Annotated in this window: 20 protein-coding genes; 11 read left to right on the forward strand and 9 right to left on the reverse strand. The window is 63.5% G+C overall.

All coding sequences use genetic code 11. From position 1 onward, the window contains the following. The 8 genes from NP534_RS07950 to NP534_RS07985 form a co-directional block, all read right to left on the reverse strand. Nucleotides 1-1,783 (reverse strand): PrkA family serine protein kinase (locus NP534_RS07950; protein ID WP_274098376.1); only part of this gene is annotated, 1,783 nt, incomplete at its 3' end. Between the two features lie 283 nt (nucleotides 1,784-2,066). Beyond that, nucleotides 2,067-2,396: a thiosulfate sulfurtransferase GlpE gene (glpE, locus tag NP534_RS07955; RefSeq protein ID WP_274098377.1), complete on the reverse strand. Its 330-nt coding sequence runs from the start codon at nucleotides 2,394-2,396 to the stop codon at nucleotides 2,067-2,069. Between the two features lie 14 nt (nucleotides 2,397-2,410). Further along, on the reverse strand, nucleotides 2,411-3,277 hold the full coding sequence (locus NP534_RS07960) for a symmetrical bis(5'-nucleosyl)-tetraphosphatase (RefSeq protein WP_274098378.1): 867 nt from the start codon (nucleotides 3,275-3,277) through the stop codon (nucleotides 2,411-2,413). Beyond that, complete coding sequence (gene apaG, locus NP534_RS07965) at nucleotides 3,277-3,657, reverse strand: Co2+/Mg2+ efflux protein ApaG (RefSeq protein WP_033703052.1); 381 nt, start codon at nucleotides 3,655-3,657, stop codon at nucleotides 3,277-3,279. Before apaG ends, NP534_RS07960 begins: the two co-directional genes overlap by 1 nt. 153 nt (nucleotides 3,658-3,810) lie before the next feature. Beyond that, a complete protein-coding gene (gene rsmA, locus NP534_RS07970; protein ID WP_033703051.1) occupies nucleotides 3,811-4,611 on the reverse strand; it encodes a 16S rRNA (adenine(1518)-N(6)/adenine(1519)-N(6))-dimethyltransferase RsmA in 801 nt (266 codons plus the stop codon). After that, nucleotides 4,608-5,597, reverse strand: a complete 990-nt coding sequence (pdxA, locus tag NP534_RS07975) for a 4-hydroxythreonine-4-phosphate dehydrogenase PdxA (protein WP_033703049.1) — start codon at nucleotides 5,595-5,597, stop codon at nucleotides 4,608-4,610. The genes rsmA and pdxA overlap by 4 nt, the downstream gene beginning before the upstream one ends. After that, a complete protein-coding gene (gene surA, locus NP534_RS07980) occupies nucleotides 5,594-6,913 on the reverse strand; it encodes a peptidylprolyl isomerase SurA (RefSeq protein WP_033703048.1) in 1,320 nt (439 codons plus the stop codon). Before surA ends, pdxA begins: the two co-directional genes overlap by 4 nt. Beyond that, nucleotides 6,894-9,734 carry an LPS-assembly protein LptD gene (locus NP534_RS07985; protein WP_033703047.1) on the reverse strand — a complete coding sequence of 947 codons (2,841 nt, stop codon included), beginning with the start codon at nucleotides 9,732-9,734 and terminating at the stop codon, nucleotides 6,894-6,896. Before NP534_RS07985 ends, surA begins: the two co-directional genes overlap by 20 nt. Before the next feature lie 130 nt (nucleotides 9,735-9,864). Here NP534_RS07985 and NP534_RS07990 point away from each other — a divergent pair, with 130 nt between their 5' ends. The 3 genes from NP534_RS07990 to NP534_RS08000 are packed head-to-tail and all read left to right on the forward strand — an operon-like array spanning nucleotide 9,865 to nucleotide 12,318. After that, nucleotides 9,865-10,884, forward strand: coding sequence for an aminoglycoside phosphotransferase family protein (locus NP534_RS07990; RefSeq protein WP_274098379.1), 1,020 nt, complete (start codon nucleotides 9,865-9,867; stop codon nucleotides 10,882-10,884). Continuing rightward, on the forward strand, nucleotides 10,881-11,552 hold the full coding sequence (gene murU, locus NP534_RS07995; protein ID WP_274098380.1) for an N-acetylmuramate alpha-1-phosphate uridylyltransferase MurU: 672 nt from the start codon (nucleotides 10,881-10,883) through the stop codon (nucleotides 11,550-11,552). The genes NP534_RS07990 and murU overlap by 4 nt, the downstream gene beginning before the upstream one ends. 1 nt (nucleotide 11,553) lies before the next feature. Further along, nucleotides 11,554-12,318 (forward strand): TerB family tellurite resistance protein, encoded by a 765-nt coding sequence (locus NP534_RS08000; RefSeq protein WP_274098381.1) that lies wholly within the window; start codon nucleotides 11,554-11,556, stop codon nucleotides 12,316-12,318. 42 nt (nucleotides 12,319-12,360) lie between these two features. Here the strand turns inward: NP534_RS08000 and NP534_RS08005 are convergent, their stop codons facing one another. Beyond that, nucleotides 12,361-13,359, reverse strand: coding sequence for an alpha/beta hydrolase family protein (locus tag NP534_RS08005; protein ID WP_274098382.1), 999 nt, complete (start codon nucleotides 13,357-13,359; stop codon nucleotides 12,361-12,363). Nucleotides 13,360-13,454: 95 nt separating this feature from the next. On the opposite strand from NP534_RS08005, the gene NP534_RS08010 reads away from it, so the two are divergent. The 8 genes from NP534_RS08010 (at nucleotide 13,455) to NP534_RS08045 (ending at nucleotide 22,700) form a co-directional block, all read left to right on the forward strand. Continuing rightward, nucleotides 13,455-15,842, forward strand: coding sequence for a PAS domain-containing sensor histidine kinase (locus NP534_RS08010; protein ID WP_274098383.1), 2,388 nt, complete (start codon nucleotides 13,455-13,457; stop codon nucleotides 15,840-15,842). A 7-nt stretch (nucleotides 15,843-15,849) separates the two neighbouring features. Continuing rightward, nucleotides 15,850-16,482 (forward strand): response regulator, encoded by a 633-nt coding sequence (locus tag NP534_RS08015; protein ID WP_177326514.1) that lies wholly within the window; start codon nucleotides 15,850-15,852, stop codon nucleotides 16,480-16,482. 214 nt (nucleotides 16,483-16,696) lie between these two features. Beyond that, on the forward strand, nucleotides 16,697-17,821 hold the full coding sequence (locus tag NP534_RS08020) for an ABC transporter ATP-binding protein (RefSeq protein ID WP_033703038.1): 1,125 nt from the start codon (nucleotides 16,697-16,699) through the stop codon (nucleotides 17,819-17,821). 40 nt (nucleotides 17,822-17,861) lie between these two features. Continuing rightward, nucleotides 17,862-18,896, forward strand: a complete 1,035-nt coding sequence (locus NP534_RS08025) for an ABC transporter substrate-binding protein (protein WP_274098384.1) — start codon at nucleotides 17,862-17,864, stop codon at nucleotides 18,894-18,896. Between the two features lie 66 nt (nucleotides 18,897-18,962). Then, complete coding sequence (locus tag NP534_RS08030; RefSeq protein ID WP_274098385.1) at nucleotides 18,963-20,210, forward strand: ABC transporter permease; 1,248 nt, start codon at nucleotides 18,963-18,965, stop codon at nucleotides 20,208-20,210. An 11-nt stretch (nucleotides 20,211-20,221) separates the two neighbouring features. Beyond that, nucleotides 20,222-21,049, forward strand: a complete 828-nt coding sequence (locus NP534_RS08035) for an ABC transporter permease (protein WP_033703035.1) — start codon at nucleotides 20,222-20,224, stop codon at nucleotides 21,047-21,049. 161 nt (nucleotides 21,050-21,210) lie between these two features. Next, nucleotides 21,211-21,885: a ribulose-phosphate 3-epimerase gene (rpe, locus tag NP534_RS08040; RefSeq protein WP_274098386.1), complete on the forward strand. Its 675-nt coding sequence runs from the start codon at nucleotides 21,211-21,213 to the stop codon at nucleotides 21,883-21,885. Beyond that, on the forward strand, nucleotides 21,882-22,700 hold the full coding sequence (locus NP534_RS08045) for a phosphoglycolate phosphatase (protein WP_047583858.1): 819 nt from the start codon (nucleotides 21,882-21,884) through the stop codon (nucleotides 22,698-22,700). The genes rpe and NP534_RS08045 overlap by 4 nt, the downstream gene beginning before the upstream one ends. Nucleotides 22,701-22,718 lie beyond the last annotated feature (18 nt).

A 22,718-nucleotide genomic window follows, 5' to 3' on the forward strand; every position in this document is an offset into this window, starting at 1 on the left:
TGACCGGCAGCAGGTCTTCGGTGTTGGAGAACATTTTCTTCTCGATCACCACCCGCAGTTTTTCATAGCTCAGCCAGCTCGGGTTCTTGCCGTTGTTGTTGGCGCGTGCGCGCAGTACGAAGTTGACGATCTCGTTGCGGAAGTCTTTCGGGTTGCTGATGCCGGCAGGCTTCTCGATCTTCTCCAGTTCTTCGTTGAGGGCAATACGGTTGAGGATCTCGCCGGTTTCCGGGTCGCGGTATTCCTGGTCCTGAATCCAGAAGTCGGCGTACAGCACGTAGCGGTCGAAGATGTTCTGGCCGTATTCGCTGTAAGACTCGAGGTAGGCGGTCTGGATTTCCTTGCCGATGAACTCGATGTAGCGCGGCGCCAGGTATTCCTTCAGGTAGCGCAGGTAGCGTTCGCGCACTTCGGCCGGGAACTGTTCCTGTTCGATCTGCTGTTCGAGCACATACAGCAGGTGAACCGGGTTGGCCGCGATCTCGTGCGGGTCGAAGTTGAAGACCTTGGACAGGATCTTGAAGGCGAAGCGCGTCGACAGGCCGTTCATGCCCTCGTCGACGCCTGCCGAGTCCCGGTATTCCTGGATCGACTTGGCCTTTGGATCGGTGTCCTTGAGGTTTTCACCGTCGTAGACGCGCATCTTCGAATAGATGTTGGAGTTCTCGGGCTCCTTGAGGCGCGAGAGCACGGTGAACTGGGCCAGCATCTTGAGTGTGTCGGGCGCGCAATGGGCCTTGGCCAGCGAGCTGTTGACCAGCAGTTTGTCGTAGATCTTGATTTCGTCACTGACGCGCAGGCAGTAGGGCACCTTGACGATGTAGATCCGGTCGATGAACGCTTCGTTGTTCTTGTTGTTGCGGAAGGTGTGCCACTCCGATTCGTTGGAGTGGGCCAGCAGGATGCCGGTATAGGGGATCGCCCCCAGCCCTTCGGTACTGTTGTAGTTACCTTCCTGGGTCGCCGTGAGCAGGGGGTGCAGGACCTTGATCGGCGCCTTGAACATCTCGACGAATTCCATCAGGCCCTGGTTGGCCCGGCACAGCGCACCCGAATAGCTGTAGGCGTCGGCGTCGTTCTGTGGGTATTCCTCGAGTTTGCGGATGTCCACCTTGCCCACCAGGGCAGAGATGTCCTGGTTGTTCTCATCGCCGGGTTCGGTCTTGGCGATGGCGATCTGGTTAAGGATCGAGGGGTAGAGTTTGACCACCTTGAACTTGGAGATATCGCCGCCGAACTCCTGCAGGCGCTTGGTGGCCCAGGGCGACATGATGGTGTTCAGGTAGCGCCGTGGGATCCCAAACTCTTCCTCGAGAATGGCCCCATCTTCGGTGGCGTTGAACAAACCCAGTGGTGATTCGAATACAGGCGAGCCCTTGATGGCGTAGAAGGGCACCTTCTCCATCAGTTGCTTGAGCTTCTCGGCCAGCGACGACTTGCCGCCGCCTACCGGGCCCAGCAGGTAAAGGATTTGCTTCTTCTCTTCCAGGCCCTGCGCCGCGTGGCGGAAGTACGAAACGATCTGGTCGATGCATTCTTCCATGCCATGGAAGTCTTCAAAGGCCGGATAGCGCCGAATGACCTTGTTCGAGAAGATCCGTGAAAGCCTGGAATTGTTGGAGGTGTCGACAAGCTCCGGTTCGCCGATGGCCAGCAACAGCCGTTCTGCCGCCGAAGCGTAGGCGCTGCGATCCTGCTTGCACAGCTCGAGGTACTCCTGCAGCGAAAGTTCTTCCTGGCGGGTGGACTCGAAACGTTGTTGGAAGTGGCTAAAAATGCTCATGACGTCACCTCGCTCGATACGTGGAGACGACGCCGGATCAGTCAGCTGATGCTGGCATGCAACCGGGTTCGCCGATTGCTGTATACCCCCCAGAACACCCTTGAAACGCTACCGATGACCCGCACGCCGGTGTACCGGCTCTCCCCTTTTTTGGATGGCCTGGGCTTAAGGATAGTTGGTAATACGCAAGGTCAAGGGCGCGAGGCCGAGAAGTTGCTCGCGACCGTTCGTCAGGTGAGCCGCAAGCCCGCATGGGGCGCGGGCTGCAGTAAAAATGAAAAAATTATTCAGCAGAGCCTTGGGCGGTCTCGTCCGGGTAGGTGGCGCGCCACAGCTCAAAGCCGCCATCGACGCTGTACACCTCCGAGAAGCCCTGGCCGGCCAGGTAGGCGGCGGCGCTCTGGCTGGAATTGCCGTGGTAGCAGACCACCAGGGTCGGTGCATCGAGGTCGGCATTGCGGATGAAATCGGCGACCGAATGGTTATCCAGGTGGGTGGCGCCGCTGATGTGGCCGGCGGCAAAGGCCTGTGGGTCGCGAATATCGACCACTACCGCACCTTGCGCGCGCAGGGCCAGGGCCTGCTCGGGAGGGATGCGCTTGAATTCGCTCATGGGTACGGTTTCCTTCAGGGCTGATCGTTGAGTCTAGTGGGTTGTGCCGGCTTGCGTACGGTGCCGTCGTCGGCGCAGTCACAGCGATGGTATTCACCACTGTCGACGTTATAGAGGGTCATGGCACCACCCCACACGCAACCGGTGTCCAGGGCGATGATGCCGGGCTCGTCGACGCGCCCTTCAAGGGCGGCCCAGTGGCCGAAGATGACCTTCACATGCCGCGAGCGGCGGTCCTTGTGCGCAAACCAGGGCTTGTAGCCTTTGGGGGCTGTGCCCAGGCCTTCCTTGCTCTTGAGGTCGAGCTTGCCCTCGGGGGTGCAGAAGCGCATGCGCGTGAGGTAGTTGGTGATCACCCGCAGGCGCTCGATGCCGGTGAGGTTCTTGCTCCACTTGTTCGGCTCGTTGCCGTACATGCCATCGAGGTAGAGCTTGAGGCGCCCGTCGTCCCGCAGCACTTCCTCGACTTCGGCGGCAAGCTCAAGGGCTCGGCCCAGGGTCCACTGTGGCGGTATGCCGGCATGTACCATGGCGATACCGCGGGGCTCGTCGTAATGCAGCAGCTTTTGCCGACGCAGCCAGTCGAACAGCAGGTCGGCGTCTGGCGCTTCGAGGATTGCGCCCAGGGTGTCACTCTTTTTCAGGCGTTCGACGTTGTGCCAGGCGGCCAGCAGGTGCAGGTCATGGTTGCCCAGCACACACACCAGCGAGTCACGGATCGAGTAAAGGAAGCGCAGGGTTTCGAGCGACTCGGGGCCGCGGTTGACCAGGTCGCCGACCAACCAGAGGCGGTCGACGGCGGGGTTGAAGCGCACGCGTTCGAGCAGGCATTTAAGCGGTTGCAGGCAGCCTTGCAGGTCACCGACGGCGTAAGTCGCCATCAGTGCAGGGCTCCGGGTACCGCCAGGCGGAAGGGCGCGATCTGGGCATCGAAGCGTTTACCGTCTTCGGCGAACATCTGGTAGCTGCCCTGCATGGTGCCGACGCGGGTGCTGATGACCGCGCCACTGCTGTAGGTATGGCTCTGGCCCGGGTCGATGTTCGGTTGCTGGCCGACCACACCGGCGCCGCGCACTTCCTCGACTTCGCCATCACCGTTGGTGATCAGCCAGTGTCGGGACAGCAACTTGGCCGTGACTGAGCCGTTGTTCTGCACGGTAATGGTGTAGGCGAAAGCGAAACGACTGTTTTCGGGGTCGGATTGTTCTTTGAGGTAGCGGGTCACGACGCTGACGTCGATCTGATAGCGGGGATCGGACATGCAAAGACCTTGGGCGAACTGACGCAATAATGCAGTCTAGGCCATTGGCGGGGGGGAGGGCCAGCGGTGTGGTCGCGGGCAGGCATGTCAGCAGGGGTGGGGCGGTGCCAGCCTCATCACGGGTGAACCGCGAAGAGGCCGGTGCAGGCGCTATCAGGCTTGTTGGTCAGCCAACTGGTCTGCCAGGCGCACGAAGGCCGCCAGGTCCAGTTGCTCAGGCCTCAGGCTGCCGTCAACGCCTGCGGCTTCGATCGCCTGGCTGTCGAGCAGGCCTTTAAGGGTGTTGCGCAGTGTCTTGCGACGCTGGTTGAAGGCCTCGCGAACGACGCGCTCCAGCAGCAGGTGGTCCTTGGCCGGGAACGGCAGCACTTCGTGTGGCACCAGGCGCACGATGGCCGAGTCCACCTTTGGCGGCGGGTTGAACGCGCCAGGGCCGACGTTGAACAGGTGTTCGACCCGGCAGTGGTACTGCACCATGATCGACAGGCGGCCCCAGTCACCGCCACCCGGGCCTGCGGCCATGCGTTCGACCACTTCCTTCTGCAGCATGAAGTGCATGTCGCGGATCAGCCCGGCGTGGCTGAGCAGGTGGAAGATCAGTGGGGTGGAAATGTTGTAGGGCAGGTTGCCGACAACCTTGAGGCTGCGCGGTGGCACGCCGAGCTGGTTGAAGTCGAACTTCAGGGCGTCGCCCTGGTGCAGGCGGAAGTTGTCACGGCCGGCGAACTTGTGCTGCAGGATCGGCACCAGGTCCTTGTCCAGTTCCACCACGTCCAGCTGTGCGCCGCTGCCCAGCAGGCCCTCGGTGAGGGCGCCCTGGCCCGGGCCGATTTCCAGCAGGTGTTCACCCGCCTTGGCGTGGATGGCGCGCAGGATGCGGTCGATGATGCCGGCGTCGTGCAGGAAGTTCTGACCGAAGCGCTTGCGCGCCCGGTGTTGGTATTGCTCGTTCATGGTCGGTTCTCGGCCATCTGGTAGGCGGTTTCCAGGGCAACCCGCAGGCTGCCGGTATCAACCTTGCCGGTGCCGGCCAGGTCCAGGGCGGTGCCGTGGTCGACCGACGTGCGGATGATCGGCAGGCCCAGCGTCACATTGACGGCGGCGCCGAAGCCTTTGTACTTGAGTACGGGCAGGCCCTGGTCGTGGTACATCGCCAGCACTGCGTCGCAGTGCTCCAGATATTTGGGGGTAAACAGGGTATCGGCCGGCAGCGGTCCGCGCAGGTCCATGCCTTCGGTACGCAGGCGGGCCAGTGTCGGTTCGATGATGTCGATTTCTTCGCGGCCCAGATGGCCGCCTTCTCCGGCGTGCGGGTTGAGGCCGCAGACCAGGATGCGAGGGTTGGCAATGCCGAACTTGTCGCGCATGTCGGCGTGCAGGATGCGGGTGACACGCTCGACGCGTTCAGCGGTGATCGCGTCGGCAATCTCGCGCAGCGGCAGGTGAGTGGTCACCAGTGCCACGCGCAGGCCGCGGGTCGCCAGCATCATCACCACTTGCGCGGTGTGGGTCAGCTCGGCGAGGAACTCGGTATGCCCGGAAAAGGCAATGCCGCTCTCGTTGATCACGCCCTTGTGCACAGGGGCGGTGATCATCCCGGCGAAATGCCCGTCCAGGCAGCCAGTGCCTGCGCGGGTCAAGGTTTGCAGGACGAAGGCGGCATTGGCCTTGTCCAGCTGGCCTGCCGTCACGGCGGTGGCCAGGGGGGTATCCCAGACATACAGGCTGCCCGCAGGCGCTGGCTGGTCGGGCCAGTGGTCCGGCGCCACCGGCAGCAGGTTGACAGCCAGCCCCAGCTGCGTGGCCCGCTCGGCGAGCAGGTCACGGCTGGTGATGGCGATCAGGGGGTGGGGCTGGGCGTCTGCGGCGAGCAGCAGGCACAGGTCGGGACCTATGCCGGCTGGTTCACCGGGGGTGACGGCGAAGCGCAGGGGCTTCACTGTGCAGCCTGGTCGGCGCCAGGCAGCTTGATTTCAACGTAGGCCTCGTCGCGGATCTGGCGCAGCCAGGTCTGCAGCTCTTCGTCGTACTTGCGGTTGCGCAGCACGTTCAATGCCTGCTGTTCGCGCGCCTGTTCGGTGCTGTCGGTGGCGCGGCGGCCCAGCACTTCCAGGACGTGCCAGCCGTACTGGGTCTTGAACGGTTTGGTGACTTCGCCCTGGGCTGCGTTGGCCATCTGCTCACGGAACTCGGGCACCAGGCTGTTCGGGTCGACCCAGTTGAGGTCGCCGCCGTTAAGCGCCGAACCCGGGTCTTCCGAGAAGCTCTTCGCCAGCTCGCCGAAGTCTTCGCCGTTCTTGATGCGGTCGTACAGGCGCTCGGCCAGTTGCTCGGTGGCTGCGTCGCTGCGGATTTCGCTCGGCTTGATCAGGATGTGGCGTACATGCACTTCGTCACGCAGCACGTTCTCGCTGCCACCACGCTTCTCTTCCAGTTTGAGGATGATGAAGCCGTTGGGGATACGGATTGGCTGGGTGACATCGCCAGTGGCCATGTTGCTGAGCATCTTGGCGAAGTCAGGTGGCAACTGGCCGGCTTTACGCCAGCCCATCTCGCCGCCTTCCAGGGCGTTCTCGCTGGCGGAACGGGCGATGGCCAGTTGGCCGAAGTCCGCGCCTTGCTTGAGCTGCTGGTAGACATCGCCGGCCTGGCGGGCGGCCGCCTGGATGGCGTCGGAGTTGGCGCTTTCCGGGGTCGGGATAAGGATGTTGGCCAGGCGGTACTCTTCGGAGAGCTGCATCTTGCCCAGGTCCGAGTTGAGGAAGTTTTTCACTTCCTGCTCGGAAACCTGAATGCGCTCGGCCACACGGCGCTGGCGCACGCGGCTGATGATCATCTCGCGCTTGACCTGCTCGCGAGCGTCGTCGAACGACAGACCGTCATGGGCCAGGGCCGCGCGGAACTGGTCCAGCGACATGCCGTTGCGCTGGGCAATGGTGCCGATGGCCTGGTTCAGCTCCTCATCGGTGATGCGGATGCCGGAACGCTCGCCGATCTGCAGTTGCAGGTTTTCGACGATCAAACGCTCGAGCACCTGTTGTTCCAGGGCGCTGGTCGGTGGCGCGCCGGCGCCACGTTTGGCGATGGTTTGCTGAACTTCGTGGACGCGCTGGTCCAGTTGGCTCTGCATGACCACGTCGTTGTCGACGATGGCCACCACGCGGTCCAGGGGTTGTACCGCGGCATGCACCGCGCCACTCAGCAAAGCGGCGCCCAGCAACACTGGGCGCAGACGATCAATAAGCTTGGTCTTCACGTGTACGGTAACCTTGAATGCCTTCGTCGAGGAAAGATTCGACCTTGTTGCCCACTACACCACCGAGGCCTTTCAGCACGATCTGCAGGAAGATACCGTGGTCGCCTTTTTCGTTCGCTGGAAGGGCTTGGCTGAAGTCGTCGTAGTCGATCCAGTAACGGTTGATCAGGCGCAGCTTCCAGCAGCAGTTGTCATACTCGAAACCGCCCATGGCTTCCAGGGTGCGGTTGCGGTTGTAGTCATGCTGCCAGCGAGCGATGACGCTCCACTGCGGAACGATCGGCCAGATGACCGAGAAGTCATGCTGCTGGATCTTGTAGTAGTCCTTGATGTAGTTCTCGCTGCCTGGCACACCGTAGTCGCCGCCGCCCACTTTCCAGGTACCGGTCTGGGAGTCGTAGGAGATGGTGTCGTTGCGGTAGCGATAACCGAGGTTGACCACCTTGTTCGGGTTGTCTTCAGGCTGGTAGTGGAACATCGCGCTGCCCGAGCGGGTGCTGCGGCTGTCCGGGTCCCAGTTGAAGTCCGAATTGAAGCGCCAGTCGCGGTTGAACGCATAGTTGTACACCAGGGCGTACGGCGAAACGTCGGCCTGCGAGTCGGCGCGGGTCTTGTAGTTGATACCCGGCAACTGGACCTTGCGATCCTTGAAGTAGTAGGCCTGGCCGATGCTGAAGCTCTGCCGCTCGAAGCCGTCGTCCTCGATCCAGCGTGTGGTCACGCCCAGCGACAGTTTGTTCTCGTCGCCGATGCGGTCGGTGCCGCTGAAGCGGTTGTCGCGGAACAGCGAGTCGTAGCTGAACAGCGTTTCACCCGAGTCGAACAGCGGGATGTCCTTCTGGTCCTTGTACGGGACGTAGAGGTAGAACAGGCGCGGTTCGAGGGTTTGCTTGTAATTTGTGCCGAACATCGAGGTGTTGCGGTCGAAATACAACCCGCTGTCCACGCTGAAGATTGGCACGTCACGGTTCACCGTGCCGCTGTAGCTGCCATAAGCTACCGGATCAGCTGCCTGCAGCCTGATAGCGTCGGCCTTGCCTTTGCTGTCCAGGTCGAGATCGTAATGGGTGTAGGCGTACTTCAGTTTCGGCGTCAGGTAGCCGTAGCTGGCTTCCATCGGCAGGCTGATCGATGGTGCGAAGTTCAGACGTGTGCCGTTGGCACGGGCAATACCGGCAATGTTCTGGTCAAGCCGTCGGCCGCCCAGCACTTGCCCGGTAATCGGGTCCCTTACAACGCCTGCTGTCGTGTCTGGCACGCCGTCCTTGTTGAATACCAGGTCGTCTTTCAGGTCACGATCAAAGCGAACCGCTTCAGTCTCATAAGCAAGGTTCAGCCCACCCGGCTCGAACGGCAGCTTACCGTTGAAGGTGATCTGCGGCAGGCGGTCATACGGCGTGATCTGCGAGATGGTCGCCATCTCGTAGGCATGCACGTTCAACCGCGCGGTGTAGCTGTCGCCACGGTAGGTCAGGGCGCCCTGCTGGTTGAGCAGGTCCTGGGTCTCTACGCCGATCTGGTCGGATTCGAGGTCCTGGAAGTAGAACGGGTCGCTGATGTCGGTGTAGTCCACCTCGGCCATCAGGCGCTCGTCCAGGCCACCCTTGTGCTGCCAGTTGACCATCCAGCGCTGTTCTTTGTAGTCAGTCTGGTCTTTACGGTCGTCGTTCTTGTCGTTCAGGTACGCGCCGCCGAACTGGCCTTCGCTGGACGGGGTCAGGTAACGGAACTCACCTTCCATCAGCAGGCCGCGCTTGGTCATGTAGCGCGGGTACAACGTGGCGTCATAGTTGGGCGCCAGGTTGAAGTAGTACGGGGTGACCAGCATGAAGCCGGTGTCGCTGCTGCTGCTGAACGAGGGCGGCAGGAAGCCGGACTGGCGACGGTCGTCGATCGGGAAGTAGATGTACGGTGTGTAGAACACCGGGAAATCCTTGACCCGCAGGGTGACGTTGGTCGCCGTGCCGAAACCGGTGGCCGGGTTCAGGGTGATGTTGTTGCCCTTCAGCTGCCAGGCGTTGCTGCCCGGTTCGCAGGTGGTGTACGTACCGTCCTTGAGACGGATGATGGCGTTTTCGCCACGCTTGGCGTACAGGGCGTTGCCGCGGATATGCGACTTGTGCATCACGTATTCGGCGTTGTCGACCTGGGCTTCGCCCGTGTCGAGCTGGATCTGCGCCTCGTCACCGACCACCAGCGAGCCGTTGTCACGGATCTTGACGTTGCCCTTGAGCTCGCCACGGTTCTCGGTCTGGTAGAGGTTGGCCTCGTCGGCCTCGGCCTGCATGCTGCCCTGGCGCATCACCACGTTACCGGCGAGGGTAGCGATCTGCTGCTCCTGCTGGTACTTGGACACCTTGGCATTGATGTAGGTCGGCGACTCGTCCTTGGGCGTGGTGTCGGCCATGCCAGGGCGGGTCGGCTCGATGTACGCGCCACCGCAGTACGGGCCGGTTTCGGCCAGCTGGGCGGCGGTAAGCTTGTCACGCGGGACCCAGTCGAGGTGGCTGTAGTCTTCGCTGCGCGACTTCAGGCCACGGCCCTTGGCCTCGGTGACCAGCATCGGCTTGTCCGCGGTTTCGGCTTCGCCTGCCTGGGCTTCGGTACCGGAACTGAGGGCAGCACCCTCGTGCACCGGACGCGGCGGAAGGTTGTTGACAGGCGCCTTGGGCTTGCAGTCCCAACCACCGGAGGCGGACACTTGGCAGTCGAACTGTTCGGCTGCCACGACGTACGACGTGGCCAGAGGTTGCAGGGCCAGCAAACCGCCGGTGACCAGCAACGGAAACTTTCTACGAAACGCGGGGGATTTCAATGCCATCTTATTAGTCCGGGCTTCCTGCGTGCCATCTGCCCGCGTGTGGGGCCGCACGCCTCTCGATGGTCTGAAAAAGATGCTGGATAATAAAGCATGACCCGCTTGACGGCTAGGGCCGTCGGAGACCCTTGTAATGCCTGATCACGATGTACGCTTGCAACAACTGACTGTCTGGCTCGATGAGCAGCTCAACACTATTTTCCAAAACAACGCCTGGGGCGAAGTGCCAGCAGGCAGCCTGACTGCCGCCAGCAGCGATGCGAGCTTCCGCCGCTACTTCCGCTGGCAGGGCGCAGGCCATAGTTTCGTGATCATGGATGCCCCCCCGCCGCAGGAAAACTGCCGACCGTTCGTCGCCATCGATCACCTGCTGGCCAGTGCCGGCGTGCACGTGCCGGTGATCCATGCCCAGGACCTGGAGCGCGGTTTCCTGCTGCTGGGCGATCTGGGCCACCAGACCTACCTGGACATCATCGATGGCCAGAATGCCGATGGCCTGTTCAGTGATGCCATCGATGCGCTGCTGGCGTTCCAGCGCCTGCCGATGGACGCGCCACTGCCGAGCTACGACGATGCCCTGCTGCGCCGGGAAGTCGAACTGTTCCCCGAGTGGTACGTCGGGCGAGAGCTTGGCCTGGCCTTCAGCGAGGGTCAGAAGGCTGCCTGGCAACGTGTCAGCCAGGCGCTGATCGACAGTGCCCTGGCCCAGCCCAAGGTGCTGGTGCACCGCGACTACATGCCGCGCAACCTGATGCACAGCACGCCAAACCCAGGCGTGCTGGACTTCCAGGACGCAGTCTACGGCCCGGTCACCTACGACATCACCTGCCTGTTCAAGGATGCCTTCCTCAGCTGGCCGCAGGCTCGGGTAGACGGCTGGCTGCGCGACTACTGGCAAAAAGCGCAGGCTGCCGGTATTCCCGTGCAAGCCGATTTCGAGGCATTTCAGCGCGCCAGCGACCTGATGGGGGTGCAGCGTCACCTCAAGGTGATCGGCATCTTCGCCCGCATCTGCCACCGCGATGGCAAGCCGCGCTACCTGGCGGACGTCCCGCGATTCTTCGCCTATATAGATGAAGTGATCGGTCGCCGCCCCGAATTGGCGGAGCTGGGCGAGCTGATTGCCGAACTCAAGGCCGGAGCACAGGCATGAAAGCGATGATCCTGGCAGCGGGCAAGGGCGAGCGCATGCGCCCCTTGACCCTGCACACGCCTAAGCCACTGGTGCCGGTAGCAGGCCAGCCGCTGATCGAGTACCACCTGCGCGCCCTGGCGGCAGCCGGTGTTACCGAGGTGGTGATCAACCATGCCTGGCTGGGCCAGCAGATCGAGGACCACCTGGGTGATGGCAGCCGTTTCGGCCTGAGCATCCGCTATTCGCCTGAGGGCGAACCGCTGGAAACCGGTGGCGGGATCTTCAAGGCACTGCCGTTGCTGGGCGCGGCGCCGTTCCTGCTGGTCAACGGTGACGTCTGGACCGACTACGACTTCACCCGCCTGCAGGCGCCGCTTGCGGGCCTGGCGCACCTGGTGCTGGTAGACAACCCAGGGCATCACGACCGTGGCGACTTCCGCCTGGCTGGCGCGCAAGTGCTGGATGGCGATGAAGCGCCGGGTACCTTGACCTTCAGTGGCCTCTCGGTGCTTGACCCCGCGTTGTTCGAGGGTTGCCAGCCGGGGGCTTTCAAGCTGGCGCCTTTGCTGCGCCAGGCTATGGCGGATGGCAAGGTCACGGGCGAGCACTACCGTGGCGATTGGGTCGATGTCGGCACGCTGGAGCGCTTGGCCCAGGCCGAGCGCCTGATCGGCGAGCGCGCCTGAGATGTGGTGGCCTAGCACGGTGATTGGTGCCGGCGCCGGTTTTGCCGTCGCCAGCATCCCCGGCGCCTTGCTCGGCGCTCTGCTCGGGCAGGCCATGGACCGGCGCCTGCGGGTGCGTGGCTGGGAGGACATGCGCGAGCGCCTGGGCGGGCGCCCGGCCCTACGCGACGAGGAGTTGCTGTTCGTGCTGCTCGGCAGGTTGGCCAAATGCGATGGGCGGGTGGCCGAGCAGCATATCCAGCAGGCGCGCCAAGAGATGGTACGCCTGGACCTGGCTGAGGCGGCCCGGCTGCGGGCCATTAACGCGTTCAACCGTGGCAAGGCCGGCAAGGACCGGTTGGCCGGCCATCTGCGCCGTATCCGCCAGCAGCCGCATGCTGCAGAAGGGACCTTGCGTGCCTGTTGGCGCATGGTCTGGGCCGATGGCAAGGTTGGTAGCAAAGAGCGCGAGATGCTGTTGGATTGGGGGCAGAAGCTGGGTTTGAGCCGGCGCCAGGTGCAAGCCATGTCGCTGGAGTACGAGCCGCGCAAGGCAGGGCTGGACGGTGGCACCATGACCTATGCGGCGGCCTTGCGAATGTTGGCGGTCGAGGCTGATACCGAGGGCGACAAGGTCAAGCAGGCCTATCGCCGGCTGATCAGCCGGCATCACCCGGACAAACTCGCGGGTAGCGGCGCTACGGAAGCCCAGGTGCGCGAGGCGACCGAACGGACCCGTGAGTTGCATCAGGCGTATGGGCTGATTCGCAAGCGGCGGGGGTTGTAGTCAACAGCCGAGGGCCGCACTACGGCCCCCGGCGGCTTGTAATCAGTCTTGCGGGTTCAGCCACCCGCGCACCCGGCGGAACAATTGCTCCTGTTCAGCGGCCTTGTTACCGGGCATGGCAATCAGCGACAACTGCCGGTACTGGCTGTCCTTCTGCCGCTTGCTGGCCTGCAGGCGCAATACTGCAGCACGGCGATCACCGGTGCGGGTGGCGTAATACAGGTCGGCGGTCGGCACCTTGAGAGTGGGGGCCAGGCTTTCCAGGTCATGTTCCACCCGTGCCGGCGTCTGCGCGGCGACCATCACCAGTTTCTGCACCTGTGCGGGTTGCTTCTCGCTCAGGTAGCGGGCCGCCCAATACGCGCCACTGCCATGGCCGATCAGCACGATGCTGCGCGCGTCATGCTGTTGCGCGTAGGCCACCGCAGCGTCGAGGCGGGCGAAGATGCGTTCGGCATCGGCAGGGTCGTTCTGCTCGCTGGCCTGCTCGGCGTCGGTGCTTTCTGCGGCATCGGCATCGGCGGCTGTTGCCTGGGCGACGTTGGCGTTGGCATCGGTCGGGGTGTCCTTGGCTGGCGCACTTTCGCCGTTGTCGTTGGCCGGCGCTTCGGTGGGCTTGGCTTCAACCCGCGCCTGCGGGCTGTCGGCGAGCAGGTCGGGCAAACTTACGCTCAGGCTGTGCCAGCCGACGTCGGGGAACTTGCGCCGCAGCGGGCCGACGGCGTTCGGCCAGTCAGCCGTCTCACCGGCACCGGGCACGATGATCACCGCACCTTGCGGGTCGTTGCTGTTGGCCGGTTTCCACAGTGCCAGAAAGCGCTCGGCGCCTGCCTGCAGGGTTTGCTGCTCGGCCTTGGGCACCAGGCGCTCCAGGGCCTGGGCGTCTTCCTGGCTGCGTTCCAGCAGGGGTGGCCGGGTGGCCTCGACGGGCGCGGCTTCGGTGGCGGTGGAAGGTTTTTCAGCGTCGGCGGCCATGGCGCCGAGCGGAAGGATCGAGGCGAGGCAGCACAGTGCCAGCGTCGTGCGATAAAGTGTGGACATGCGTCAACCCAAGGCCAGAATGATACCGGCAGCCTAATAGTATTTGCCCGTGACGGCCATGCTGCATGGCCGCCCTTGCCAAGACGAGCGTGTAGATGAAGCGAATGCGTCGCCTGTTGGTTATCGGCTGCTTGTGGCTACCCTTGATCGCGCTGGCAAGGCCCGAGGCAGTGCCGAGCGTGGCCCTTGAACCCGCGCAGCAGCAGTGGCTGGAGGCGCATCGCAGCCTGCGGGTCGGCCTGGTGTTGCAGGCGCCGTATGCGCAGTTCGACCGCCGTCTGCAGCAACTTTACGGGGCCAATGTCGAACTGGTGAACGCGTTGGCCCAGGCGCTGAGGCTGGACCTGACCTGGCGCAACTTCGCCGATCAGGCCAGCCTCGAACACGCTTTGCATGCCGGCGAAATCGACTTCGCCCCCGGCCTTACCCAGACCCCGGCGAGCCTGCGGCTATGGCTGTTCAGCGACCCGTACATGCGCGTGCCGCAACTGGTGGTCGGCCCGCGCACGGGCGCCATGGCGGTGGAGCTGGAAAAGCTCGAACCCGACCAGCGCGTCGCCGTGCGCATGCCCAGCCCGTTGGCGGATTACCTGCGTAGCAACTACGGCAACCTCAACCTGCAAGGCGTGCCCAACGAGCGCGAGGCGCTGCAGTTGATCGTGGGTGGCCAGGCCAGCTACGCGGTGCTCGATGAAGCCCAGCTCAGCCGGCTGTCGCGCGAGAGCGAGTTCGGCGAGCTGGCGGTGGTCGGCGATATCGGCTTGCCGCAACTGCTGCGGGTGGGCTCGCGGCGTGACTGGCCGCTGTTGGCCGACGTGCTCGAACGGGGCTTGCAGGCCATCCCGGCCAAGGCGCTGGAGCAACTTCACCAGCGCTGGCTGCAACCCAAGTACCCACGTTTGAGTGAGTCGGCCGGCTTTTGGCAGAACCTCGCCTTGCTGTTCGGCCTGTTGCTGCTGTGCGCGCTGGCCACGTTGACCTGGCAGCGCCGGCAACAGCGCCAGCTGGAACGCAGCCTGCTGGCAACGCGCGAGAACCTGGCCGAGCGCCAGGTACGTGAAGAGGCGTTGCGCCTGAGCCAGTTCGCCATCGACCAGAGCACCGTGGGTATCCTGTGGGTCAACTGGGACAGCCATGTGCGTTACGCCAACCATGCCGCAGAGCGCATGCTGGGCTACGGGCAAGGTGAGTTGCTGGAGCGCCCGCTGATCGACTTCGAGCCCAACCTGAACATGGACCGCTGGCTGGAACTATGGCGGGGCGCGCGAGCGGGCGGCGGCGGTGTGGGGCAGTTCGAGACCCGCTGCCTGCGCGCGGACCGCAGCTTGCTGCCGGTGGAGCTGTCGTTGAGTTTTCTGCGCTTTCGCGACGCCGAGTACCTGGTGGTGTATATCGCCGATGTCACCGAGCGCCACCGCGCGCTGGCCGCGCTGCGCGAAAGCGAAGCGCGCCTCAAGGGCATCGCTGGCAACGTGCCGGGGCTGGTGTTTCGGCTGGAGCGTGACCCGGCCGAGGGCGACCTGGAGTTCCCCTACATCAGCGAAGGCAGCGAGGCATTGGTCGGTTATGCACCCGCCGAAATCCAGCACCCGCAGATGGGCCTGCGCAATCTGGTGCACCCCGAAGACCGCAGCGACTATCACCGGGTGCAGGACCTGGCCCTGGCCAGCAACCAGGACTGGTCATGGCAGGGGCGTATCCTGACGCGCCAGGGTGAACAGCGTTGGGCCGACATCAAGGCCAGTACCCGGCGCCTGGCCGATGGCCGGGTGGTGTGGGACGGTATCGTCTGGGACATCACCCAGGGCAAGCGGGCAGAGCTGGCGCTTGCGCGCTCGCAGGAGCAGCTGCGCGAGTTGTCGGCCCACCTGGAAAGCGTGCGCGAGGAAGAAAAGGCCCGTATCGCCCGTGAGGTGCACGATGAGCTGGGGCAGATGCTGACCGTGCTCAAGCTTGAGGTCTCGATGTGTGAACTGGCCTTTGCCGAACTCGACCCAGGGCTGAACGAGCGCTTGTCGAGCATGAAGCGCCTGATCGCCCAGCTGTTCCAGCTGGTGCGCGACGTGGCCACGGCACTGCGCCCGCCGATTCTCGATGCCGGCATCGCCTCGGCCATCGAATGGCAGGCGCGGCGTTTCGAGGCGCGTACACAAATCCCCTGCCTGGTGCAGGTACCGGATAATCTGCCAGCATTGAGTGATGCCAAGGCCACCGGGCTGTTTCGTATCCTGCAGGAGGCGCTGACCAACGTCATGCGCCACGCGCAGGCGCACAGCGTGGAGATCGAACTGGTGCGTGAGCATGGGCAGTTGCGCATGACCGTCAGCGACGACGGCAGCGGTTTTTGCCGCGACCAGACCCGGCCCACCTCGTTCGGCCTGGTGGGCGTGCGCGAACGGGTGCTGATGCTGGGTGGCAGCATGACGCTGGACAGTGAACCGGGCGAGGGCACCAGCCTGAGCGTGGCCATTCCGTTGGAGTAGGAGACCGATCGTGATTCGAGTGCTGGTGGCAGAAGACCACACCATTGTCCGTGAAGGCATCAAGCAATTGATTGGCCTGGCCAAGGACATGCAAGTGGCGGGCGAGGCCGGCAACGGCGAGCAGTTGCTCGAAGCCTTGCGCCATACCCCCTGTGAAGTGGTGTTGCTGGATATATCGATGCCGGGCGTCAACGGCCTGGAGGCCATCCCGCGCATCCGCGCCCTGAACGACGCCCCTGCCATCCTGATGCTGTCGATGCACGACGAGGCGCAGATGGCGGCGCGGGCGCTGAAGGCTGGCGCCGCCGGTTATGCCACCAAGGACAGTGACCCCGCCTTGCTGTTGACCGCCATTCGCCGGGTTGCCGGGGGCGGGCGCTACATCGACCCGGCATTGGCCGACCGCATGGTCTTCGAGGTCGGCCTGACCGAATCCAGGCCCTTGCATACCCTGCTCTCGGAGCGTGAGTTCTCGGTGTTCGAGCGCCTGGCCCAGGGCGCCAACGTCAATGACATCGCCCAGCAACTGGCGCTGTCGAGCAAGACCATCAGCACCCACAAGGCGCGGCTGATGCAGAAGCTCAAGGTCAACTCGCTGGCGGAACTGGTGAAGTACGCCATGGAGCACAAGCTGGTCTGATTGCGACATGCACTTTGCGCAGCCTGCACCGCGCCCGCTGGTGGCAGCGGTGTGATGCCGAGCGCGAGTATTCCAAACCCGCCATCCTTGTAGGGCAATCCCTACAACGAATCTTCCATCTGGATGATGGCATTCTCTCAGCGCCCCCGATTTTCGGGCACTTGCGTCTTGTCTAGTCTTTGCCTACGCAGTCATCCAACAAGAAGGTGCAGGCATGAGCGAGGCGAATTCGAACGCTGCAACCAGCGAAACGCTGGTCAGCTTCCGTGGTGTGCAGAAGAGCTACGACGGCGAGTCGCTGATCGTCAAAAACCTCAACCTGGACATCCGCAAGGGCGAGTTCCTCACCTTGCTCGGCCCGTCCGGCTCGGGCAAGACCACCAGCCTGATGATGCTGGCCGGTTTCGAAACCCCCACCGCTGGCGAAATCCAGCTGGCCGGGCGCTCGATCAACAACGTACCGCCGCACAAGCGTGACATCGGCATGGTGTTCCAGAACTACGCGCTGTTCCCGCACATGACCGTGGCCGAGAACCTCGCCTTCCCGCTGAGCGTGCGCAACCTCAGCAAGACCGACATCAGCGAGCGGGTGAAGCGTGTGCTGAGCATGGTCCAGCTCGATGCCTTCGCCAAGCGCTACCCCGGCCAGTTGTCGGGCGGCCAGCAGCAGCGGGTGGCCCTGGCCCGTGCCCTGGTGTTCGAGCCGCAACTGGTGCTGATGGACGAACCGCTGGGCGCGCTCGACAAGCAACTGCGCGAACACATGCAGATGGAGATCAAGCATATCCACCAGCGCCTGGGTGTGACCGTGGTCTACGTGACCCACGACCAGGGCGAGGCCCTGACCATGTCTGACCGGGTGGCGGTGTTCCACCAGGGCGAAATTCAGCAGATCGCCGACCCTCGCACCCTCTATGAACAGCCGTGCAACACCTTCGTCGCCAATTTCATCGGCGAGAACAACCGCATCAACGGCACCTTGCTGGCCAGCGATGGCCACCGTTGCCAGGTGCAGCTGGCGCGTGGCGAGCGGGTCGAAGCGCTGGCGGTGAATGTCGGCCAGGCCGGCGAGCCGGTGACCTTGTCGATCCGCCCGGAACGTGTGCGCCTCAATGGCCACAGTGAAAGCTGCGTCAACCGTTTCTCTGGCCGTGTGGCCGAGTTCATCTACCTGGGCGACCACGTACGGGTGCGCCTGGAAGTCTGTGGCAAGGCCGACTTCTTCGTGAAGCAGCCGATCGCCGAGCTCGACCCGGCCTTGGCCGTGGGCGATGTGGTACCGCTGGGCTGGGAGGTGGAGCACGCCCGCGCGCTCGATCCGATTGCCGAAGCCCATTGATGGATTGCTTCACCAACCCTGTACTGTGGAGAGAATAATAATGCGCAAGCAGTTGAAACTGACCGCCCTGGCCCTGGGGCTGTTCGCCGCTGGCCAGGCCATGGCGGCCGACCTGACCGTGATCTCTTTCGGCGGCGCCAACAAGGCCGCCCAGACCAAAGCGTTCTACGAGCCGTGGGAGAAGGCGGGTAACGGCAAGATCGTCGCCGGCGAGTACAACGGCGAAATGGCCAAGGTCAAGGCCATGGTCGACACCAAGAGTGTGTCCTGGAACCTGGTGGAAGTAGAGTCGCCAGAACTGTCGCGCGGTTGCGACGAGGGCATGTTCGAAGAGCTCGACCCGGCGTTGTTCGGTGATCAAGCCGACTACGTCCCCGGCGCCATCCAGCCCTGCGGTGTAGGCTTCTTCGTCTGGTCCACGGTAATGGCCTACAACGCCGACAAGCTCAAGACTGCGCCTACCAGTTGGGCCGACTTCTGGGACACCAAGCAGTTCCCGGGCAAGCGTGGCCTGCGCAAGGGCGCCAAGTACACCCTGGAATTCGCCTTGATGGCCGACGGCGTCGCGCCCAAGGACGTGTACACGGTGCTGGCTACCAAAGAAGGCCAGGACCGTGCCTTCAAGAAGCTCGATGAACTCAAGCCAAGCATTCAGTGGTGGGAAGCCGGCGCCCAGCCGCCTCAGTTCCTGGCCTCGGGTGACGTGGTCATGAGCTCGGCCTACAACGGCCGGATCGCCGCCGTGCAGAAAGAGAGCAACCTCAAGGTGGTGTGGAACGGCGGCATCTACGACTTCGACGCCTGGGCCATTCCAAAAGGCGCCAAGAACGCCGAAGAGGCGAAGAAATTCATCGCCTACAGCGTCCAGCCCGAGCAACAGAAAATCTACTCCGAGAACATCGCCTACGGCCCGGCCAACGCCAAGGCCGTCAGCCTGCTGTCGGACGAGGTGAAGAAAGACATGCCGACCACGCCTGAGAACATCGCCAACCAGGTGCAGATCGACGTGGCCTTCTGGGCCGACAACAGCGAGCAGCTCGAGCAACGCTTCAACGCCTGGGCGGCGAAGAAGTAAAGCGCCTCGTCGGAGCGCCAGGGCTTGCACTGGCGCTTCCCGTCTACCTGTTTTGCGGAGTTCGCCATGGCCATTGCAGTGCCCCTCAACGAAGGCGCAGGTCCTAGTCTCAAGCAGCGCCTCAAGCACGCCGAGCGGGTCAACCGCTGGAAGGCGCAGGCGTTGATCGCGCCGCTGGCGCTGTTCCTTCTGCTGGTGTTTCTGGTGCCGATCGCAGCGCTGTTGTACAAGAGCGTCGGCAACCCAGAGGTGGTCGCCGGCCTGCCGCGTACCGTCGAAGCGGTGTCCCAGTGGGACGGCAAGAGTTTGCCCGGCGAAGACGTGTACAAGGCACTGAGCCAGGACCTGGCCGAGTCGCGCAAGAACCAGACCCTGGGCGACCTCTCCAAGCGGTTGAACATGGAGCTGGCCGGCTACCGTAGTCTGTTGACCAAGACCGCCCGGGCGCTGCCGTTCAAGGCTGAACCGGCCTCCTATAAAGAAGCGTTGCAGGCCCTCGATGAGCGCTGGGGTGACCCGGCCTACTGGCAGGCGATCCGCCGCAACACCAGCACGGTCACCTCGTTCTACCTGCTGGCATCGCTCGACCACCGTATCGATGACCTCGGCGAGCTGGCCAAGGCCACGCCCGACCAGGCCATCTACCTGGATATCTTTGCCCGTACCCTGTGGATGGGTGTGGTGATTACCGCCATCTGCCTGGTGCTGGCCTACCCGCTGGCCTACCTGTTGGCCAACCTGCCGGCCCGGCAAAGCAACCTGCTGATGATTCTGGTGCTGCTGCCGTTCTGGACCTCGATCCTGGTGCGGGTGGCCGCGTGGATCGTGCTGCTGCAGTCGGGCGGCCTGATCAACAGTGCGCTGATGGCCATGGGCATTATCGACCAACCGCTGGAGCTGGTGTTCAACCGCACCGGTGTGTACATCTCCATGGTGCATATCTTGCTGCCGTTCATGATCCTGCCGCTGTACAGCGTGATGAAGGGCATTTCGCCCAGTTACATGCGCGCGGCCATCTCGCTGGGTTGCCATCCGTTCGCAAGCTTCTGGCGGGTGTACTTCCCGCAGACCTACGCCGGGGTTGGCGCGGGTTGCCTGCTGGTGTTCATCCTGGCCATCGGCTACTACATCACCCCGGCATTGCTGGGCAGCCCGAACGACCAGATGGTCAGCTATTTCGTGGCGTTCTATACCAACACCAGCATCAACTGGGGCATGGCGACCGCGCTGGGTGGGCTGTTGCTGCTGGCGACCGTGTTGCTGTACCTGATCTATAGCTGGCTGGTCGGCGCCAGCCGCCTGCGCCTGAGCTGAGGAGCCTTGTCATGCTGAGCCCATACATGTCACCCGTGGAGCGGGTCTGGTTCTACAGCCTGCGCATTCTTTGCGGCCTGATTCTGCTGTTCCTGATCTTGCCGGTGTTGGTGATCGTGCCGTTGTCCTTCAACAGTGGCAGTTTCCTGGTGTACCCGCTGCAGGGCTTTTCGCTGCAGTGGTACCAGGACTTCTTCGGCTCTGCCGAGTGGATGCGGGCATTGAAGAACAGCATCATCGTCGCCCCGGCGGCCACAGTGCTGGCCATGGTGTTTGGTACGTTGGCAGCGATCGGCCTGACCAGGGGCGATTTCCCGGGCAAGTCGCTGGTGATGGCGCTGGTCATCTCGCCGATGGTGGTGCCGGTGGTGATCATTGGTGTGGCCAGTTACCTGTTTTTCGCCCCGCTGGGGCTGGGCAACAGTTTTACCTCGCTGATTCTGGTGCATGCGGTACTGGGTGTGCCGTTCGTCATCATCACCGTGTCGGCGACGTTGCAGGGCTTCAACTACAACCTGGTGCGCGCCGCAGCCAGCCTGGGTGCCTCGCCGCTGCTGGCGTTCCGCCGGGTGACCCTGCCGTTGATCGCGCCGGGGGTGATCTCGGGGGCGCTGTTTGCCTTCGCGACGTCGTTCGATGAGGTGGTGGTGACGTTGTTCCTTGCTGGGCCTGAGCAGGCGACCCTGCCACGGCAGATGTTCAGTGGTATTCGCGAAAATCTGAGCCCGACGATTGCGGCGGCGGCGACCTTGCTGATCGCGTTTTCGGTGGTGCTGCTGCTGACCCTGGAGTGGCTGCGTGGGCGTAGCGAGAAGCTGAGGACCCAGCAGCCGGGCTGATCCCTGTATTGCGTGTACCGGCCTTGTGGATGCGGGCTTGCCCCGCGAAGAGGCCGGTACAGGCTGGAGTACCTCGTCGACACGGATTGATACCAATCAGCCTCTATCCGTTTGCCTGAGTTACAATGCGCGCCACCGTGATTCTGCCCTACAGGTGCGCCATGCAGCCCTACGCTATTGCCCCCTCCATTCTCTCAGCCGATTTCGCCCGCCTGGGCGAGGACGTCGACAAGGTGCTGGCCGCTGGTGCCGACATCGTTCACTTCGATGTGATGGACAACCACTACGTACCCAACCTGACCATCGGCCCGATGGTCTGCACCGCCCTGCGCAAGTACGGCCTGACCGCGCCGATCGACGTGCACCTGATGGTCAGCCCGGTTGACCGTATCATCGGTGACTTCATCGACGCCGGTGCCACCTACATCACCTTCCACCCGGAAGCCAGCCAGCACATCGACCGCTCGCTGCAGCTGATCCGCGACGGCGGTTGCAAGGCCGGCCTGGTGTTCAACCCGGCGACCAGCCTGGATGCCCTGAAGTACGTGATGGACAAGGTCGACATGGTCCTGCTGATGAGCGTCAACCCAGGCTTTGGCGGGCAGAAGTTCATCCCCGGCACCCTCGACAAACTGCGTGAGGCGCGTGCGCTGATCGACGCCAGCGGCCGTGATATCCGCCTGGAAATCGACGGTGGCGTCAACGTCAACAATATCCGCGAAATCGCCGCCGCTGGCGCTGACACCTTCGTCGCCGGCTCGGCAATCTTCAATGCCCCGGACTACCAGGAAGTCATCGCCAAGATGCGCGCCGAACTGGCTCAGGCCCGCCCATGAGCGGCTTCGAGCAGCTGTTCCCGGGGACGCTGCCCAGGCTGGTGATGTTCGATCTGGACGGTACCCTGATCGACTCCGTGCCAGACCTGGCCGCTGCCGTGGACCGCATGCTGCTCGAACTCGGGCGCCCGCCGGCAGGCCTTGATGCGGTGCGCCACTGGGTGGGTAATGGTGCCCAGGTGCTGGTGCGCCGTGCGCTGGCAGGGGGTATCGAGCACGCGTCGGTGGACGATGCGCTTGCCGACCAGGCCCTGGCGCTGTTCATGGATGCCTATGCCGAAAGCCACGAACTGACCGTGGTTTACCCCGGCGTGCAAGACACCTTGCGCTGGTTGCGCAAGCAAGGCGTGGAGATGGCGCTGATCACCAACAAGCCCGAGCGCTTTGTTGCCCCGCTGCTGGACCAGATGAAGATCGGCCGCTACTTCCGCTGGATCATCGGCGGCGACACCCTGCCACAAAAGAAACCCGACCCCGCAGCGCTGCTGTTCGTCATGCAGATGGCCGGCGTCACGCCGCAACAGTCGCTGTTCGTCGGCGATTCGCGCAGCGATGTACTGGCCGCCAAGGCCGCGGGTGTGCAGTGCGTAGGCCTGACCTACGGCTACAACCATGGCCGGCCGATCAACGACGAGTCGCCCAACCTTGTGATCGACGATCTGCGTGCGCTGCTGCCCGGTTGCGCAGACCCGGCCACTGGGATAACGTTGGCGGACCTTCAAGCCTCACAAGACAGAGAGTCCACCGTGGCGGTTACTGGCAAATTCTGGATGAAAGTCATCAAGGCCCTGGCCCGTTGGCGTTGGCGCGCCTGACTTCTGCCCGCCGGCGCC

Origin of the sequence: Pseudomonas sp. 39004 (genome assembly GCF_028682155.1) — a bacterium.
GTDB classification, from domain to species: Bacteria; Pseudomonadota; Gammaproteobacteria; order Pseudomonadales; family Pseudomonadaceae; genus Aquipseudomonas; species Aquipseudomonas capeferrum.

Bases quoted from the DNA above. Each gene is read 5' to 3' on its own strand.
- glpE (WP_274098377.1), bottom strand. From the start codon at position 2,396: ATGAGCGAATTCAAGCGCATCCCTCCCGAGCAGGCCCTGGCCCTGCGC.
- NP534_RS07960 (WP_274098378.1), bottom strand. From the start codon at position 3,277: ATGGCGACTTACGCCGTCGGTGACCTGCAAGGCTGCCTGCAACCGCTT.
- apaG (WP_033703052.1), bottom strand. From the start codon at position 3,657: ATGTCCGATCCCCGCTATCAGATCGACGTCAGCGTCGTGACCCGCTAC.
- rsmA (WP_033703051.1), bottom strand. From the start codon at position 4,611: ATGAACGAGCAATACCAACACCGGGCGCGCAAGCGCTTCGGTCAGAAC.
- NP534_RS07985 (WP_033703047.1), bottom strand. From the start codon at position 9,734: ATGGCATTGAAATCCCCCGCGTTTCGTAGAAAGTTTCCGTTGCTGGTC.
- NP534_RS07990 (WP_274098379.1), top strand. From the start codon at position 9,865: ATGCCTGATCACGATGTACGCTTGCAACAACTGACTGTCTGGCTCGAT.
- murU (WP_274098380.1), top strand. From the start codon at position 10,881: ATGAAAGCGATGATCCTGGCAGCGGGCAAGGGCGAGCGCATGCGCCCC.
- NP534_RS08000 (WP_274098381.1), top strand. From the start codon at position 11,554: ATGTGGTGGCCTAGCACGGTGATTGGTGCCGGCGCCGGTTTTGCCGTC.
- NP534_RS08005 (WP_274098382.1), bottom strand. From the start codon at position 13,359: ATGTCCACACTTTATCGCACGACGCTGGCACTGTGCTGCCTCGCCTCG.
- NP534_RS08010 (WP_274098383.1), top strand. From the start codon at position 13,455: ATGAAGCGAATGCGTCGCCTGTTGGTTATCGGCTGCTTGTGGCTACCC.
- NP534_RS08020 (WP_033703038.1), top strand. From the start codon at position 16,697: ATGAGCGAGGCGAATTCGAACGCTGCAACCAGCGAAACGCTGGTCAGC.
- NP534_RS08025 (WP_274098384.1), top strand. From the start codon at position 17,862: ATGCGCAAGCAGTTGAAACTGACCGCCCTGGCCCTGGGGCTGTTCGCC.
- NP534_RS08030 (WP_274098385.1), top strand. From the start codon at position 18,963: ATGGCCATTGCAGTGCCCCTCAACGAAGGCGCAGGTCCTAGTCTCAAG.
- NP534_RS08035 (WP_033703035.1), top strand. From the start codon at position 20,222: ATGCTGAGCCCATACATGTCACCCGTGGAGCGGGTCTGGTTCTACAGC.
- rpe (WP_274098386.1), top strand. From the start codon at position 21,211: ATGCAGCCCTACGCTATTGCCCCCTCCATTCTCTCAGCCGATTTCGCC.
- NP534_RS08045 (WP_047583858.1), top strand. From the start codon at position 21,882: ATGAGCGGCTTCGAGCAGCTGTTCCCGGGGACGCTGCCCAGGCTGGTG.